This is a genomic window from Actinomadura sp. NPDC048032 (genome assembly GCF_040653175.1).
GTDB classification, from domain to species: domain Bacteria; phylum Actinomycetota; class Actinomycetes; order Streptosporangiales; family Streptosporangiaceae; genus Spirillospora; species Spirillospora verrucosospora.
In genome coordinates, this window is sequence record NZ_JBEZJP010000191.1 from 1 (window position 1) to 14,056 (window position 14,056).

Here is a 14,056-nt window from a genome sequence, read left to right on the forward strand (position 1 = left end):
ATCGCCGCGCAGTCCATCGGCGAGCCCGGCACGCAGCTGACGATGCGCACCTTCCACACCGGCGGTGTGGCGGGCGGCGACATCACGCACGGTCTGCCGCGTGTCCAGGAGCTGTTCGAGGCCCGCATCCCCAAGGGTGTGGCCCCGATCAGCGAGGTCGCCGGCCGCGTCAAGATCGACGAGACGGAGAAGGCCCGCAAGGTCGTCATCGTCCCGGACGACGGCTCCGACGAGATCGCCTACCCGGTGCCGATGCGGTCCCGCCTCCTGGTCAAGGAGGGCGAGGCCGTGGGCGTCGGCCAGCAGCTCATCGCGGGTGCGATCAACCCGCACGAGGTGCTGCGCATCCTCGGTCCCCGCGCCGTGCAGCTCCACCTCGTCCAGGAGGTGCAGGAGGTGTACCGGTCGCAGGGCGTGTCGATCCACGACAAGCACATCGAGATCATCGTTCGCCAGATGCTGAAGCGGGTGAACATCCTGGAGTCGGGCGACACCGACCTGCTCCCGGGTGACCTGGTCGAGCGGCCGATCTTCGAGGAGACGAACCGGAACGTCGTGGCCGAGGGCGGGGTCCCCGCCGCCGGCCGCCCCGTCCTGATGGGCATCACCAAGGCCTCGCTCGCGACCGAGTCGTGGCTGTCGGCGGCGTCCTTCCAGGAGACGACCCGGGTGCTCACCGAGGCCGCGATGCACGCCAAGAGCGACCCGCTGCTCGGCCTCAAGGAGAACGTCATCATCGGCAAGCTCATCCCGGCCGGTACCGGCATGCCGCAGTACCGCAACGTCCGGGTCGAGCCGACCGAGGAGGCGAAGGCGGCGGTGTACTCCGTCGGCTCCTACGACGACGGCGCCGAGTACGCCTTCGGGCAGGGCTCCGGCGAGGCCGTCCCGCTGGAGGAGTACGACTTCGGTCAGTACAACCGCTGAGGCGGCTGACGCGCACCGAAGCAGCGCGAAGGCGAGGCCCCTTCCGGAATCTCCGGAAGGGGCCTCGCCCGTTTCTGCCGGGGTGACTTCCGCATCCATGAGCCGGACGAGTGCCCGCGCGCGCTGGCTCCCGCCTTCCTGACGGACCGCGATGAGGCGGGGCGGGCCCGCCCGGATCCGGCAGTCCTTGCTGGCAGTGGCCCCGCGCCGACTGGCGTCGTCCACATCCCCTGGGACGGTCTCCCGTGTGAAGTCCCGCTTGCGGGAGCCAATTGAAACACCCCAGAAGGAGACGTAATGCGCGAACGCGTAACGTCCCAGAGCAGCGACCCCCGGGCCGCCGCTTACGAGGCGCTGGAGACGGCCGTCGCCACCGGCCGGACAGTGGACCTGGAGGTCAGCGGCGAGGTCGTCGAGGGCATCCACTCCAGGGGGCTGACCGTCCCGGTCAGCCCGGGCACCTCCGTCGACGCCGTCGCGAACGACCTGCGCACGGAGGCGCGGAGGCGACACGCCCAGGAGCAGCAGCGGTGAGCTGATCACCGTTGACGTGAAGCGGGTCCGGCGATGCCGGGCCCGCTTCTACTGCGACGGGGTCCTGCCCCTTCTCATCGGTCCGCCGCGGTGCGTCCCGGGCATCCTCGGACTGGCGATCCTAGGGAGAACGGTCCCTTCCTCCGCCGCGGGAAACCGGGCAGGCTCGGAAGCGCGGCCAGCGAAGGCCGCGACGGACGAGGAAGAGCGGTGATCACGCGATGAAGGCGGTGCGGTTCCACGAGTACGGCGGGATCGACGTCCTGCGGGTGGAGGACGTGGAGCGTCCGGTGCCCGGTCCCGGGCAGGTGCTGGTGGAGGTCCGCGCGGCGGGCATCCAGCCCGGCGAGACGCATATCCGGGAGGGCGGGCTGCACGCGCGCTGGCCCGCGACGTTCCCCTCCGGGCAGGGCACCGACCTGGCCGGTGTCATCGTGGAGCTCGGGCCGGAGGTGCGCGGGTTCGCGATGGGCGACGAGGTCCTCGGCTTCACCCACGACAGGGCGAGCCACGCGGAGTTCGTCGCGGTCGACGACGTCCGGCTGACGCCGCGCCCGGCGGGGCTGTCCTGGGAGGTGGCCGGATCGTTGCAGGTGGCGGGCGCGACCGCGTACGCCTGCGTGTTCGCGGTCGACCCCGGACCGTCCGACACGGTCGTGGTCTCCGGCGCGGCGGGCGGCGTCGGGTCCCTCGCCGTGCAGCTCGCGCGGCGGCGCGGCGCCACGGTGATCGGGCTGGCGAGCGAGCCGAACCACGCCTGGCTGAAGGAGCACGGCGTCATCCCGGTCGAGTACGGGGACGGCGTGGCCGAGCGGATCGAGCAGGCCTCCGGCGGGACGGTCGACGCGTTCATCGACACGTTCGGCACCGGCTACGTCGACCTGGCGGTGGAGCTGGGCGTGCGGCCCGAGCGGATCAACACGATCCGCGACTGGGGGACCGCGGCCAGGGTCGGCGCGCAGACCGCCGGAGAGAGCACGGCGGCGTGCGCGGCCGTCCTCGGCGAGCTGGCCCGCCTCGCCGCACGGGGAGAGCTGGAAGTGACGATCGCCAACGTCTACCCGCTGGCCCAGGTGCGGGACGCCTTCCGCGAACTGGAACGGCGCCACACGCACGGCAAGATCGTCCTCCGCCCCTGACCGGCGGAGAGGCGCCCGTCCGGCCCTGGACTGGGACCGTTCCCGATGCGATCGTCGAGCCGCTCCGGGAGTTCATGCCACGGCTCTGCCAGGAAGCCGTCGACGACGTCGCCGCCGTCCTCGAAGCCGCCCTCTGGGAAGTCTGACCGGAGCGGCCGCTCACCCGAAGTCGGCGACGTGGTCCAGCGCCCACTTCGCGAAGGCGCCCGCGGGTCGGCCGGTCAGGCGCTCGACGTGATCGGTGACGCGGCTCGACTCAGGCCGCCGTACCGAGGCAGCGATCAGCGCGTCGACCAGCGGCTCGGGACGACCGTCCGCGAGCATCCTCGATCGCGCCAGATCGGCGGGCAGTGCCTCGAAGCGCAGCGGCCGTCCGAGAGCAGCACCGAGGTGAGCGACCTGGTCGGCGCGGCTGAGGACCTCGGGGCCGGTCAGCACGTGCAACGCCTGGTCCAGCCGGTCGTGATGCGCGAGCAGTACGGTTGCGGCCGCATCAGCGACGTCGCGCTCGTCCACGACGGCTGTGCGCGCGATCTCCAGGCCTGAGACCACGTCGCCCGCCCGCAACTGCGGCGCCCAGCCACGTGTGTTGGAGGCCAGCGTGTCGCTGCGCAGCACCACCGGGTGCAGGCCGGCTTCGTGGAGCAGTCCTTCCATGTCCATGTGCACCTGGGCGATGGGATCACTCTGGCGAGCGGTTCCGTCGTCTATGGCGGTCGTGGACAGGTAGACGACACGGGGTCCTGCCGCATTGAGCTCCGCGACCAGGTTGTGGGCGGGGGCGGGATCGAGCAGCGGCCAGATGAGGAAGACGGCGTCGACGCCCACGAGCGCCTCGCGGACAACGGCGGGATCCGTGAGGTCGCCGACCACGGACTCGACTCCGGCACGCGGAGGGATCGGACGGCGCAGAAGGCTCCGGACGTGCCCGCCATGCGCCTGGAGACGGGTGACGACCTCCCGGCCGAGATTGCCGGCCGCGCCGGTGACCAGGATCGATGAAGGGGGACGGGGGTCCGCTGTGGGGGTGCTGTCAGGCATGATCGAGACGCTAGGGGTTCAGGTCGACATGAAGGCAAGGCGCGCGTGGTGATGAAGATCGGGGAAGCGGCTGCCGAACTCGGGGTCGAGGCCCACGTGCTGCGGCACTGGGAAGACGCCGGAGCGCTCACCGTGCGTCGCGACGGCAACGGCTACCGCGTCTACGACGACAGTGCTCTGGAGCAGGCGCGCACGGTGCTGAAACTGCGGCGGGTCGGGCTCTCGCTGCCCGAGGTCACCGCCGCGATGGCGCCGACGCGGTCGGCGGCACAGGCGGTCGTGAGGGCGAAGATCGGCGCACTCGAGAGCGAGGTCGCCCACCGACAGCAGGCGATCACCTTTCTGCGGCACACCGTCGAGTGCCGGCACCGCTACCTCGACGACTGCCCGGACTGCGCCACTTTCGTCCGCGAAGCATGAATCTGCGTCGGCCCGCAACAGCCGGCCCGTCGAACGCGCGACGCCCTGCGGCTACTTCGGGTCGTCGGTCTCCCAGGGATACAGGAACTGGTCAGGGTGCAGTTGCCACGTTTCGAGCGTCGCGGTCAGCTCATCCTCACCGGCGACCGTCGTGGCTTTGACCAGAACGGCTCCGATGTCGTAGTCGAAGCCGGCGATGCGCTCGGCGTCATAGTCCCAGTGCTGCAACCGGAAGGTGCGGCCGTGGGCGGCTTGTCTCCAGCCTTCTCGCCGGGCTTGGGCGTCTGCCGGGGTGCTGAGCGGGGTGATGTCGACGAAGGCCCGCCGACCGGTTCGGGTGACGGGAACCTCGGTGACCAGCCGCCGGCCGCGGCGCAGCGCGTTCAGTTTGTCGGTGGGCCAGGGCCGGGCGCCGCCGGCGGGATGGTGCGGTGTGCTCATGCGGCCGTCTCCGTAAGTCGTTCGATGAAAGGATCCCGGACCCGGCCGGAAACCGTCGGCGAAACGGCCGGTGTTTCGACTGGTTGCTGATCTCAGGCGATAGCGTCGAAGGGTGACGAGGATCGAGGGCGGGGCGGGCGTAGGCGCATGGTGACGCAGGGGAGCGCCCGGGCCGCGGAGGTCCGGGACGTGGTGGCGGCGCAGATGCCCGGCTACGACATCCACTCCGTGGTGCTGCTGGGAGAGGGCGAGGACAACATCGCCTTCCAGGTCAACGATGAGCTGATCGTCCGTTTCAGCAAGGAGCCCGACCCCGCCAGCCGGGCCGCGGTGGTCCGCGACGAGGCCCGCCTGCTCGCCGCCGTCGCGGACGTGTCGCCCGTACCGGTGCCCGAGCCGGGCTTCACCGTCGCCGAGCAGGGCTGCCTGGCCTACTTCAAGCTCCCCGGTCTCCCCCTGATCGATGCCGATCCGGCGCGGCGATCGGGCCACGGCGGCTCCGTCGCCGTCGCGCTCGGGGAGTTCCTCGGCGCGCTGCACGCGGTTCCGGTCGCCGAGATGGCGGGCCTGGTGGAGACCGACGACGCGCCGATGGCGGTGTGGGCGGAGGAGTCCGCGCAGATCTACGCCTCGATCTCCCAGGTGGCGGTGCCGCCCGCGCACCGTCCCGCCGTGGAGGCGTTTCTCGGCGCGCCGCCTCCGGCCGCCCCGCGTGAGCTGGTGTTCTCTCACAACGACCTGGGGATCGAACACGTCCTCGTCGACCCGGACGCGTGGACCGTGACCGGGGTCATCGACTGGAGCGACGCCGCGATCACCGATCCGGCCCGCGACTTCGGCCTGCTCTACCGAGACCTCGGACCCGAGGCCCTTGACCGGGCCCTGAGCGGATACCGGGCCGACGTCGAAGACATCACGGCGCGCGCGGGCTTCTACGCCAGGTGCGGCGTGCTGGAGGACATGGCCTACGGACTCCAGACCGGGCACCGCGAGTACCTCGACAAGTCCCTCGCCGCACTGGAATGGCTCTTCCCCGCGGAAGGCGACTAGAGGCGCGACGCCCGGCCGAAGGAGCGCCTTCGGTCCGGTGCGGGACAATGGGGGTGTGGGTCGGTGGGTCCTGCATGTGGACTTGGACCAGTTCATCGCCGCCGTCGAGGTGCTCCGGCACCCGGAGCTCCGCGGGCGGCCGGTCGTCGTCGGAGGGGACGGCGATCCGGCCAAGCGCGGCGTGGTCAGCACGGCCTCATACGAGGCGCGCGAGTACGGCGTCCATTCCGGTCTGCCCCTGCGCACGGCGGTGCGGCGATGCCCGGACGCCGTGTTCCTGCCCGTCGACAGGGAGCTCTACGAGTCCGTCTCGGCACAGGTCATGGCCACGCTGCGCGGCCTCGGCGTCGTGGTGGAGGTGCTGGGGTGGGACGAGGCGTTCCTGGCCCTCGACGGCGACGACCCGGAGGCCCTGGCCCGGGAGATCCGCGACCGGGTGCGGGCGGCGACGGGGCTCGAATGCACCGTGGGCATCGGGGAGAACAAGCTCCAGGCGAAGCTGGCGACCGGCTTCGGCAAACCCGCCGGAGTCTTCCGGCTCACCGGGGAGACCTGGTTCGAGGTGCTCGGTGACCGGCCGACCGACGCGCTGTGGGGCATCGGGGCCAAGACGGCCAAGCGGTTGAAGGGGCTCGGCATCGCCACGGTGGGCGATCTCGCGGCCGCGGATCCCGATGCCCTGGCCAGGGAGGTCGGTCCCGCGACCGGGCCGTGGCTGGTGCGGCTCGCCCAGGGGCGGGACGGCTCCCCGGTGAGCGACGCCCCGTACGTCCCGCGCTCGTGCGGCCGCGAGACCACCTTCCAGCGCGATCTGGACGACTGGGAGGACGTGCGTCGCGAGGTCGTCCGGCTGGCGCGGAGGGTCGCGGGAGACGCGGCCGCGGACGGCAGGGACGTCGCCCGTGTCGTCGTCAAGGTCCGGTACGTGCCGTTCACCACCCGCACCCACGGCCGGACGCTGGAGGCGCCGTCGGGCGAGCCGGACCGGATCCGGGAGGCCGCCCTCGCCGCGCTCGACCGGTTCACCGGGCGGCGTCCGGTGCGGCTGCTGGGCGTCCGCGCCGAGTTCACCCGATGACCTGGGAAGTTGCCCGGAGGATGGCGGGAAGGTGGACGTCGTTTTCTTGACTCTTTGGCGGGTTTTGGGGTTTTTGGCGGTGGGGATGAAGGCGGTCGTTGCTCGACGTACGCGACGGGGGAGAGAGCACATGAAGAGGGTCATGACCGGGGCACTGATCGCCGCTGTGGTCGGGATCGGGGGAGTTGGCGGCGCGGCCGCCGCCCAGGCGTCCGATCCGGGGGGCCAGAACACGCGCCAGGACTGCCGCACCTACTCCAGCGTCAAGGAGTGCGGCCAGCCCAAGCTGAACGACAAGCAGCGCGCGTGCGTGACCTCGTCGGTCCAGCAGGGCATGACCGAACGCCGCGCCACCGTGGAGTGCTCCGCCTTCGCGTAGGGCGCCACCCGCGAAAGGGGCCCGCTCCGGACGGAGCGGGCCCCTTGGCGTCAGGACGGGTCAGCGCGGGGGACGCGCGTCGGTCCATCCGGCGACTGCGAAGGCCCGGTAGGCGGCGACCTCGCCGGGCTTGTGGAACCGGTCGGGCATGTCCTTCGCCTCCAGCGCGCGCGGCCGGCCGTCGTCACCCGGCGGCAGCGGCCGACTGCCGTGGGGCGGCTTCGCCACGAGGTCGCGAATGGCCAGCAGGGAACCGGTGGCGGGGTCGACGATGAACTGGCGCCGGTAGGTGCCGAGCTGCTTGGGGGCGGTGAACAGGCCGAGCGGCGCGGTGGTCGTCAGCGGCAGCGACACCACCGTTCCGGTGCGGCCGAGCGGGTCGGTCGTCCGGCCCTCGGGCCTGACTCCGGGCAGGTCGGCGAGCATCCGGAACACCGCCGCGCGAACCTTGGGCGGCGCCGGCGCGGTGGACAGCAGGTCCCCGGCGACGTCGCTCAGAGCCCGCACACGCTCCTGCCCCCGCAAGGCGCGGATCGGCTCCGCCTTCTCCCCGTTCTTGGAGACGGCGTGCCAGTGCCCCCTGAGCCCGAGCAGGGCCTCCTTCAGCGCCCCCGGCTCCGTGGGCAGCTCGGTGAGCTGCTTCATGGTCATGCCGTCGAAGTCGTCGTCGGCCGGCATCCAGTTCGGCGGCCCTCCCTCGGACGCCATGTCGAGGAACACGGTCTGCCCCGTGCCTTCCGGGTCCGGGACGGGGACCATCTTGAGAGACCCCGCCGCCTCCCACTTCCGCTTGTCCTGGGCGGTGACCGGGACGTCGGCGAACTCGATGTGGGTGATGCGCCCCTTGCCGTCCGGGCCGAACCAGGCCTCGTTCCCCTGCCTGGAGTCCACCTTGTAGTGGTCCGCGGCGCTCTTGCCGACCGCGTAGATGTCCCCCATGACGGTTCTGGTGTGCCAGTACCTGCCGGTGGGCGCCTTCAACGCGTTGGTGGCGGCGACCAGCAGCGCATTGCCCTTCAGGGGGACGGTGCTCTCCACGCGGGGGGCACCGTCCGGGTCGCCGTCTCCCGTGGAGACGACGGCGGCGACCGTCCCGGCGGCCACGGCGGCGATCGCCGCCACGCTCACCAGCTGGATCCGGAGACGGCGCCGAGGCCGGGAAGGCGCTCCGCCGGCTCGCCAGTCGATGCGCCGGGCGAGCAGCTCCGGGGCCTCCTCCACGGCGAGCCCCGTCCGCATCTGCCGCAGGGCGTCGATTTCATCCATGGTCACTCCTCGGAGAGGGCCTTGCGCAGCTTGGCCCGGCTTCGGTGGATCTTGGCCTTGACGGTGCCGACCGGCAGGCCGAGCGTCACCGCGATCTCGGCGTAGGACATCTCGCCCCACGCCAGCAGCAGGACGGCGTTGCGGTCCTGCGCGCCCAGCGACGCCAGCGCCCGCGCCAGGCCGGGGCCGCACGCCGCCGCGGAGGCGCGCTCGCTCGCCCTGTCGGCGACGCCGTCCTCCGCGGGATCGGCGCCGGTCCGGGCGAACGCCCGGTACATGCGGGTCTCGTGGCGGTGGTGCTTGGCGATCAGGTTGCTCGCGATGCCCCACAACCAGGCGCCGAACTCCGCGCGCCCGTCGTACCTGTCGCGCCGCCGGAACGCGGTCGCGAAGGCCTCCGCCACCACGTCGTCGGCGAGGGACCCGCCGAGGCGCCGCCTGACGTAGGCGTGGAGCCGCGGCGAGTGGCGGCGGAACAGCTCGCCGAACGCTTCGGGGTCCTCCAGGGAGGCGGCGACGATCCGCGAATCGTCCAGCTCGTCCCTGGCATGGCTCACCATGGCCATAGGCGTCTCTTCATGGAGTGCGGTCTCCGTGTCCGGGGGGAGTGCTGACACTCCCTCTATCCCGAACCCCGCCCCCCGGTTGCGCCTATTCGTCCTCCGCCTGCCACCCGGTCGCGGACCAGGGCAGCGCGTTCGAAGACGGCTTAGCCGTCAGCCGGATGTAGGCGAGCTGCGAGGAATCTGTGCTGAGCAGGCAGAACCCCGAACCCACGTGGACGTCCGCTAGTGGACCTTCGGACTGACCGGGCTGTTCCCACTGCGAGAAGCAAACGAAATCGGGCGGCGCCGTCTCTACGGCCGCGTCGCCCCTTCCCATAGGAGCTCTCATGAGCTACCCGCAACCCGCCCTTCGGATCCCCCGCGTGACCGGCGACAACGCCGCCGAGATCGAAGCGGAGATCGAACGACTGGCGCGTGAGTTCTTCGGCCCGGACGCCAAGCTGGCGTTCCCCGACCAGTACCACGCGAAGCTGACGAACGAGGGGTTCAGCCACTCGAAGCTGTACGCGGTCGAGGGAGTGACCGTCCGGCGTGACTGGCCCAACCGGCGGAACACCGTCGAACGCCAGGTCGACCTTCCGTCCGTCCGCGGCGGCAACATCGCCGAGGTCGAGTCCGAGATCAAGCGCTTCGCGACCGGGTTCTTCGGTTCGGAGGCCAACATCACGCCGCAGAACGCGGAGTACAAGGTGGTGGTGGTGCCGGACGCGGAGGACCACAAGAAGTACAAGGTGGAGGGTGTGACCGTCAAGCAGTCGGGCAAGTGGCCGACGGCGTGACGTCCGCGCTGTGATCCACAGCAGGCCGCCATCACTCCGGTGACGGCCCCATACCAGGTGGCCCCTCGCGTGCGCGAGGGGCCATTCTGCCCCGGTGGGCAGTCCGGCCCCCGCACAGTGCGTACGGAGGCCGGCAGGGGTGAACGGTTGCCGGGTTCTCAGAAGGCGGAACTCACGACGATCGCTTCTGCGGTCGCCATCTTCTCGGCCTCCTCCGGATCAGGTAAGGCTCCGGCGGATGGCCTCCTCGTGCGGACGCCCGTACCCGACCTGCTGGGTGTACCGACCCATGTCGACTCCCCGTTCCAGAGCGTCGACGGCCTCGTCACCAGTGGCGCCCGCCGCCATCGCGCTGATGACGGCGTCGCGGCCGTACTGGTCGACCTCGCTGATCGCCTGGGCCGCTTCGGACGGGTCGATATCGGTACCGGCCACCACCTCAAGGGCGGCTGCCTGTGACAAGCGCTGGAATTCCATCTTGCCGTGTCCCTTCTCTTCGTTGCGAGGTGTCGCGGCGACCTGGGCGCTGCGACGGCGGCCCTCCGCGGATGTGATGCGGAGGCCTGGGGATTTTATGAGCCGCGTCCCTCACCGCGCTCGGGGACCCGCTCGCTGCCTCTGGCAGGGGATCCCTAGCGGGCGTCAGGACAGCGGCAGCGGGCGGCGGGGGACCGGGGACGACTGGAGGATCGACGTCGTCGTCTTCGCGTACGGGGTGAAGCGGTCGAGGATCGGTTCCAGCTCCTCGACGGCGCGCAGGTGCGCGATGAAGTAGAAGCAGTCGTCGCCCGTGATGCGGTGGCACTCGACGATCTGCGGGACCTCATCGGCGATCTTGGGGATGCGGCTCAGCTCGCGCGGGCTCGGGCTCACCCGGACCAGGACCGCGATCGGGAAGCCGAGCGTGACCGGATCGACGGTGGCGTGGTAGCCGGTGATGACGCCGGTGTCCTCCAGGCGCTGGACGCGCTCGGCGACGGCCGGGGCGGACAGCCCGACGCGGCGGCCCAGCTCGGCGATGGACGCTCGGCCGTCCCTTTGCAGCTCGGTGAGGATCTGCAGGTCGGTCGGATCGAGCGGCTTGGGTTCGTAGGCGCGACCCGGTCGGCCCCTTCGGTTCGCCATTCCCCCAACGTACGGACAGCCCGACGATACGACCATGCCGTTTCCGCCCTGGTCGTACTTTGTCGGGAGTGCGGTCTTCCACTACCTGGGGCCGTCGTTCGCCGTGCTGCTGTTCCCCCGTGTCGGGCCCCTGGGCGTGGCAGGGATACGAATCTGGAGCGCCGCCGCCGTCTTCGTGGTCTGGCGCAGGCTATGGCGGAGGTCCAAAGGCAGGAGCCGGCGGACGGTCCTGCTGTGGGGCGTTGTGCTCGCGGCGATGAACGCGTCCTTCTATTTGGCGATCGCACGATTGCCCCTGGCGACGGTGGCGGCGATCGAGTTCCTGCCCGTCATCCTCCTGGCCGCTCTAGGGGTGAGGACAGGGCGCAACATCGTCGCGCTCGGCGCGGCTGTCGGAGGCGTGTACGTCCTGACGGAGGTCCGGATCGAAGGAGAGCCGCTCGGGTTCGTCTTCGCGTTCGCCAACGCCGCACTGTTCGCTGTGTACATCGTCGTCGCCCACAAGGCCGCGCGGTCCGACGCCGGGGGCATCGACGGGTTGGCGATGGCGATGGTGGCCGCGAGCGTGGTCGTCCTTCCCATCGGCGGTGTGCAGGCCGTGCCGGTGCTGGGCGATCCCGTCGCGCTCGCCGCGGGGATCGGCGTCGGGATCTCCTCGTCCGTCATCCCGTACGTGTGCGACCAACTCGCGATGGCGCGTCTCGGCCGCGCCACCTACGCGCTGATGGTGTCGCTGCTCCCCGCGACCGCGACCGTGACCGGGCTCGTGGTGCTGCGGCAGGTCCCCGGACCGGCGGAGATCGCCGGAGTCGGGTTGGTGATCGTTGGGGTGGCGGGGCACCGTGGAGAACGTTGAGAGGAGACAGGTCATGGAACAGGTGCGGCTCGGGAAGACCGGGATGAAGGTCTCGCGGATCTGCCTCGGCATGATGAGCTACGGCGACCCGGCGGTGCGGCCGTGGGCCCTGGACGAGGAGGCTGCGGAGCCGATCGTCCGGCGGGCCGTGGACGGCGGCGTCACGTTCTTCGACACCGCCGACGTGTACTCGATGGGTGTCAGCGAGCAGGTGACCGGACGGCTTCTGCCGAAGTTCTTCCCCCGCAGGGACGACTACGTGCTGGCGACCAAGGTGTGCCTCCCCATGGGAGACGGCCCGAACGACCGGGGACTGTCGCGCAAGCACGTCATGGCGAGCATCGACGCGTCCCTCACGCGTCTCGGCGCCGACTATGTCGACCTGTACCAGATCCACCGCTGGGACTACGGGACGCCCATCGAGGAGACCATGGAGGCGCTGCACGACGTCGTGAAGTCGGGCAAGGCCCGCTACATCGGGGCGTCCAGCATGTACGCCTGGCAGTTCGCCAAGGCGCAGCACGTCGCCGACAAGCACGGCTGGACGAAATTCGTGGCCATGCAGAACCACTACAACCTCGTCTACAGAGAAGAGGAGCGGGAGATGATTCCGCTCTGTCTCGACCAAGGGGTGGGCGTCATCCCGTGGAGCCCGCTCGCGCGGGGGATGCTCGCGGGCAACCGGGAGAGGGGCGGCGAGCGCAAGACCGTCCGGTCCCAGAACGACTCCTACGGCGACAGCCTGTACGAGGAATCGGACTTCGACGTCGTGGACGCCGTGCGCGGGGTCGCGGCGGAGCGGGGCGTCCCGGCGGCGCAGGCAGCGCTCGCGTGGCTGCTCGCCAAGCCGGGGGTGACCGCGCCGATCGTGGGAGCGACGAAGCTCACTCACATGGACGACGCGATCGCCGCGGCGGACCTGCGGCTGGAGGACGCGGAGATCGACCGGATGCAGGCCCCGTACCGGCCCCATCGCGTTATCGGGCATTCCTGACGTTCACGGCGGAGGTCGCCTCCGGGGCGGAACGCTCCGGAGGCGTCCCGCGTCTATCAGGGGTGGTGATTTGCGATACCACCGGCGATCGGGGCAGGCTGGTGGCGAGAACGCCCACGCATGGCAAGCCCGCCAGGTGGGGACATGGGTGACAAGGTTCGGAGGCCGCGTTATGCGCCGCGCGTCTCCGGACTTCCGGGAGCTGAGGAGCCCCGGGACGACGGCGCTGAAGGAGCCCGACGATGACCGAGAACGACGGCACGCAGGGTCCGCAGCGGCCGATGCCTGAGGACGAGGGACACCCCAGGCCGCCGGAGGGCCAGGAGCCCCCCGCCCGGCCGCTGGGTGACCGCACCGTGGTGTTCGGTGCTCCGCAGTTGGGCGGCCGGCCCCCCGCACAGCCGGCGCAGCCCCGCGAGGAGGAGCGGCAGGCGCCCGCCCCGCCGCCCCCCACGATGGTCGAACAGCCGATGCAGCAGTTCGGCGAGCAGCCCCCGCCCCCGCCTCCCTACGGCGCACCGCAGGAGCAGCAGCCCCAGTACGGGCAGCAGCCGCAGATGCCCTACGGCACGCCTCCAGGGCCGGGCGGATACCCGCCCCCGCAGGACCAGCAGCCCCAGTACGGGCAGCCGCAGCAGTACGAGCAGCCGCAGCAGTACGGGCAGCAGCCGGAACAGTCCCCGTGGGGGCAGCAGCCCGAGCAGCCGTACGGGCAGCAGCCTCCGCAGCCTCCGCAGCAGCAGTCCGGGTACCCGCAGCAGCCGATGCACGGCGCGCCCCAGGACCAGCAACCGCAGTACGGCCAGCCCCCGTACGGCGAGCAGCCGCCGCGGCCCGCGCAGCCGCAGGACGGCGGGGGAGAGCGGACGCTGATCGTCCCGGGTCCGGCCGGCGGTGCGCCCGAGCAGCCGCAGCAGCCGCAGCGCCCGGTGGTGGACGACCAGGCGACGCTGCACTGGTCGCCCGGAACCGACATCCCCGTCGCCACCGGCCCCGAGCGCAGGCAGGAGCCCCCGGCCGAGCCGTGGCAGGCCCCGACGCCTCCGTCCACGCCCGAGCCGTGGTCGCCGGAGTCGTCCCAGCCCGGCGGGCAGCAGGGGCAGGCCGACCACGAGCGGACGATGATGGTCCCGCCGCCCGAGTCCGGCTACGGCGCCGGGGCGCAGCAGACCGGTCCCTCTGTGGACGACCTGTACCGTCCGCCCGGTGAGGGCAACGTGGAGGACGCGCGCCCGACCGAGGCGTTCGACCCGTCCGCCGCCTCCCAGGGGCGCCACGCCGCCGAGTCGCCCGGCATGGCCGAGCACACCCGGCTCGACATGGGCCAGCAGCAGTGGGGCCAGCAGCAGGCGCAGCAGCCGGGCTACGGCCAGGCCGCAGCAGTCGCCGAGCCGCTCGACGCCCGCGCCCGCCTTCCGCAGGAGCTCGGCGTCCTTCGCCCAGCCCATGACGGCGTGGTGG

The 14,056-nt window shown here is 71.5% G+C and carries 15 protein-coding genes and 2 pseudogenes; 11 read left to right on the forward strand and 6 right to left on the reverse strand.

The genetic code is table 11. The features are described 5' to 3' along the window. The 3 genes and pseudogenes from AB0C69_RS23585 to AB0C69_RS23595 form a co-directional block, all read left to right on the forward strand. Positions 1-927 (forward strand): annotated as a pseudogene (locus tag AB0C69_RS23585) (DNA-directed RNA polymerase subunit beta'); the annotation flags it as partial. 297 nt (positions 928-1,224) lie between these two features. Next, positions 1,225-1,461 (forward strand): hypothetical protein, encoded by a 237-nt coding sequence (locus AB0C69_RS23590; RefSeq protein ID WP_360356936.1) that lies wholly within the window; start codon positions 1,225-1,227, stop codon positions 1,459-1,461. Between the two features lie 221 nt (positions 1,462-1,682). Beyond that, positions 1,683-2,600 (forward strand): NADP-dependent oxidoreductase, encoded by a 918-nt coding sequence (locus tag AB0C69_RS23595; protein ID WP_360356939.1) that lies wholly within the window; start codon positions 1,683-1,685, stop codon positions 2,598-2,600. 159 nt (positions 2,601-2,759) lie between these two features. Here the strand turns inward: AB0C69_RS23595 and AB0C69_RS23600 are convergent, their stop codons facing one another. Continuing rightward, positions 2,760-3,641, reverse strand: coding sequence for an NAD(P)H-binding protein (locus AB0C69_RS23600; RefSeq protein ID WP_360356941.1), 882 nt, complete (start codon positions 3,639-3,641; stop codon positions 2,760-2,762). A gap of 51 nt (positions 3,642-3,692) precedes the next feature. Here AB0C69_RS23600 and AB0C69_RS23605 point away from each other — a divergent pair, with 51 nt between their 5' ends. Then, the gene (locus AB0C69_RS23605) at positions 3,693-4,061 is read left to right on the forward strand and encodes a MerR family transcriptional regulator (RefSeq protein ID WP_360356969.1); all 369 of its coding nucleotides are present in this window, start codon (positions 3,693-3,695) and stop codon (positions 4,059-4,061) included. A 51-nt stretch (positions 4,062-4,112) separates the two neighbouring features. On the opposite strand, the gene AB0C69_RS23610 is transcribed toward AB0C69_RS23605, so the two are convergent. After that, entirely contained in the window at positions 4,113-4,502 is a 390-nt protein-coding gene (locus AB0C69_RS23610; RefSeq protein ID WP_360356944.1) for a hypothetical protein, read from the reverse strand. Between the two features lie 147 nt (positions 4,503-4,649). Here AB0C69_RS23610 and AB0C69_RS23615 point away from each other — a divergent pair, with 147 nt between their 5' ends. From AB0C69_RS23615 to AB0C69_RS23625, 3 genes are all read left to right on the forward strand, one after another. Further along, on the forward strand, positions 4,650-5,552 hold the full coding sequence (locus tag AB0C69_RS23615; protein WP_360356947.1) for a phosphotransferase: 903 nt from the start codon (positions 4,650-4,652) through the stop codon (positions 5,550-5,552). A gap of 55 nt (positions 5,553-5,607) precedes the next feature. After that, positions 5,608-6,630, forward strand: a complete 1,023-nt coding sequence (locus AB0C69_RS23620) for a DNA polymerase IV (protein WP_360356950.1) — start codon at positions 5,608-5,610, stop codon at positions 6,628-6,630. Between the two features lie 130 nt (positions 6,631-6,760). Continuing rightward, positions 6,761-7,009: a hypothetical protein gene (locus tag AB0C69_RS23625; protein ID WP_345186986.1), complete on the forward strand. Its 249-nt coding sequence runs from the start codon at positions 6,761-6,763 to the stop codon at positions 7,007-7,009. Positions 7,010-7,069: 60 nt separating this feature from the next. Here the strand turns inward: AB0C69_RS23625 and AB0C69_RS23630 are convergent, their stop codons facing one another. Then, entirely contained in the window at positions 7,070-8,275 is a 1,206-nt protein-coding gene (locus AB0C69_RS23630) for a CU044_5270 family protein (RefSeq protein WP_360356954.1), read from the reverse strand. A 2-nt stretch (positions 8,276-8,277) separates the two neighbouring features. Continuing rightward, complete coding sequence (locus AB0C69_RS23635; protein WP_345186980.1) at positions 8,278-8,841, reverse strand: sigma-70 family RNA polymerase sigma factor; 564 nt, start codon at positions 8,839-8,841, stop codon at positions 8,278-8,280. A gap of 326 nt (positions 8,842-9,167) precedes the next feature. On the opposite strand from AB0C69_RS23635, the gene AB0C69_RS23640 reads away from it, so the two are divergent. Beyond that, positions 9,168-9,620 carry a hypothetical protein gene (locus tag AB0C69_RS23640; RefSeq protein ID WP_360356958.1) on the forward strand — a complete coding sequence of 151 codons (453 nt, stop codon included), beginning with the start codon at positions 9,168-9,170 and terminating at the stop codon, positions 9,618-9,620. A gap of 219 nt (positions 9,621-9,839) precedes the next feature. Here AB0C69_RS23640 and AB0C69_RS23645 read toward each other — a convergent pair whose 3' ends face one another. Continuing rightward, positions 9,840-10,097, reverse strand: coding sequence for a hypothetical protein (locus tag AB0C69_RS23645; RefSeq protein ID WP_360356961.1), 258 nt, complete (start codon positions 10,095-10,097; stop codon positions 9,840-9,842). Positions 10,098-10,262: 165 nt separating this feature from the next. Continuing rightward, entirely contained in the window at positions 10,263-10,745 is a 483-nt protein-coding gene (locus AB0C69_RS23650; protein WP_353834808.1) for an AsnC family transcriptional regulator, read from the reverse strand. 34 nt (positions 10,746-10,779) lie between these two features. Between AB0C69_RS23650 and AB0C69_RS23655 the strand changes: the two genes are divergently transcribed. The 3 genes and pseudogenes from AB0C69_RS23655 to AB0C69_RS23665 all read left to right on the forward strand — a co-directional run. After that, on the forward strand, positions 10,780-11,601 hold the full coding sequence (locus tag AB0C69_RS23655) for an EamA family transporter (protein ID WP_360356964.1): 822 nt from the start codon (positions 10,780-10,782) through the stop codon (positions 11,599-11,601). A 13-nt stretch (positions 11,602-11,614) separates the two neighbouring features. Next, positions 11,615-12,595, forward strand: coding sequence for an aldo/keto reductase (locus AB0C69_RS23660; RefSeq protein ID WP_360356966.1), 981 nt, complete (start codon positions 11,615-11,617; stop codon positions 12,593-12,595). Between the two features lie 242 nt (positions 12,596-12,837). Next, positions 12,838-14,056 (forward strand): annotated as a pseudogene (locus AB0C69_RS23665) (hypothetical protein); the annotation flags it as partial.

Coding starts and splice junctions, on each gene's coding strand:
- AB0C69_RS23590 (WP_360356936.1), top strand. CDS start 1,225: ATGCGCGAACGCGTAACGTCCCAGAGCAGCGACCCCCGGGCCGCCGCT.
- AB0C69_RS23595 (WP_360356939.1), top strand. CDS start 1,683: ATGAAGGCGGTGCGGTTCCACGAGTACGGCGGGATCGACGTCCTGCGG.
- AB0C69_RS23600 (WP_360356941.1), bottom strand. CDS start 3,641: ATGCCTGACAGCACCCCCACAGCGGACCCCCGTCCCCCTTCATCGATC.
- AB0C69_RS23605 (WP_360356969.1), top strand. CDS start 3,693: ATGAAGATCGGGGAAGCGGCTGCCGAACTCGGGGTCGAGGCCCACGTG.
- AB0C69_RS23610 (WP_360356944.1), bottom strand. CDS start 4,502: ATGAGCACACCGCACCATCCCGCCGGCGGCGCCCGGCCCTGGCCCACC.
- AB0C69_RS23615 (WP_360356947.1), top strand. CDS start 4,650: ATGGTGACGCAGGGGAGCGCCCGGGCCGCGGAGGTCCGGGACGTGGTG.
- AB0C69_RS23625 (WP_345186986.1), top strand. CDS start 6,761: ATGAAGAGGGTCATGACCGGGGCACTGATCGCCGCTGTGGTCGGGATC.
- AB0C69_RS23630 (WP_360356954.1), bottom strand. CDS start 8,275: ATGGATGAAATCGACGCCCTGCGGCAGATGCGGACGGGGCTCGCCGTG.
- AB0C69_RS23635 (WP_345186980.1), bottom strand. CDS start 8,841: ATGGCCATGGTGAGCCATGCCAGGGACGAGCTGGACGATTCGCGGATC.
- AB0C69_RS23640 (WP_360356958.1), top strand. CDS start 9,168: ATGAGCTACCCGCAACCCGCCCTTCGGATCCCCCGCGTGACCGGCGAC.
- AB0C69_RS23645 (WP_360356961.1), bottom strand. CDS start 10,097: ATGGAATTCCAGCGCTTGTCACAGGCAGCCGCCCTTGAGGTGGTGGCC.
- AB0C69_RS23650 (WP_353834808.1), bottom strand. CDS start 10,745: ATGGCGAACCGAAGGGGCCGACCGGGTCGCGCCTACGAACCCAAGCCG.
- AB0C69_RS23655 (WP_360356964.1), top strand. CDS start 10,780: ATGCCGTTTCCGCCCTGGTCGTACTTTGTCGGGAGTGCGGTCTTCCAC.
- AB0C69_RS23660 (WP_360356966.1), top strand. CDS start 11,615: ATGGAACAGGTGCGGCTCGGGAAGACCGGGATGAAGGTCTCGCGGATC.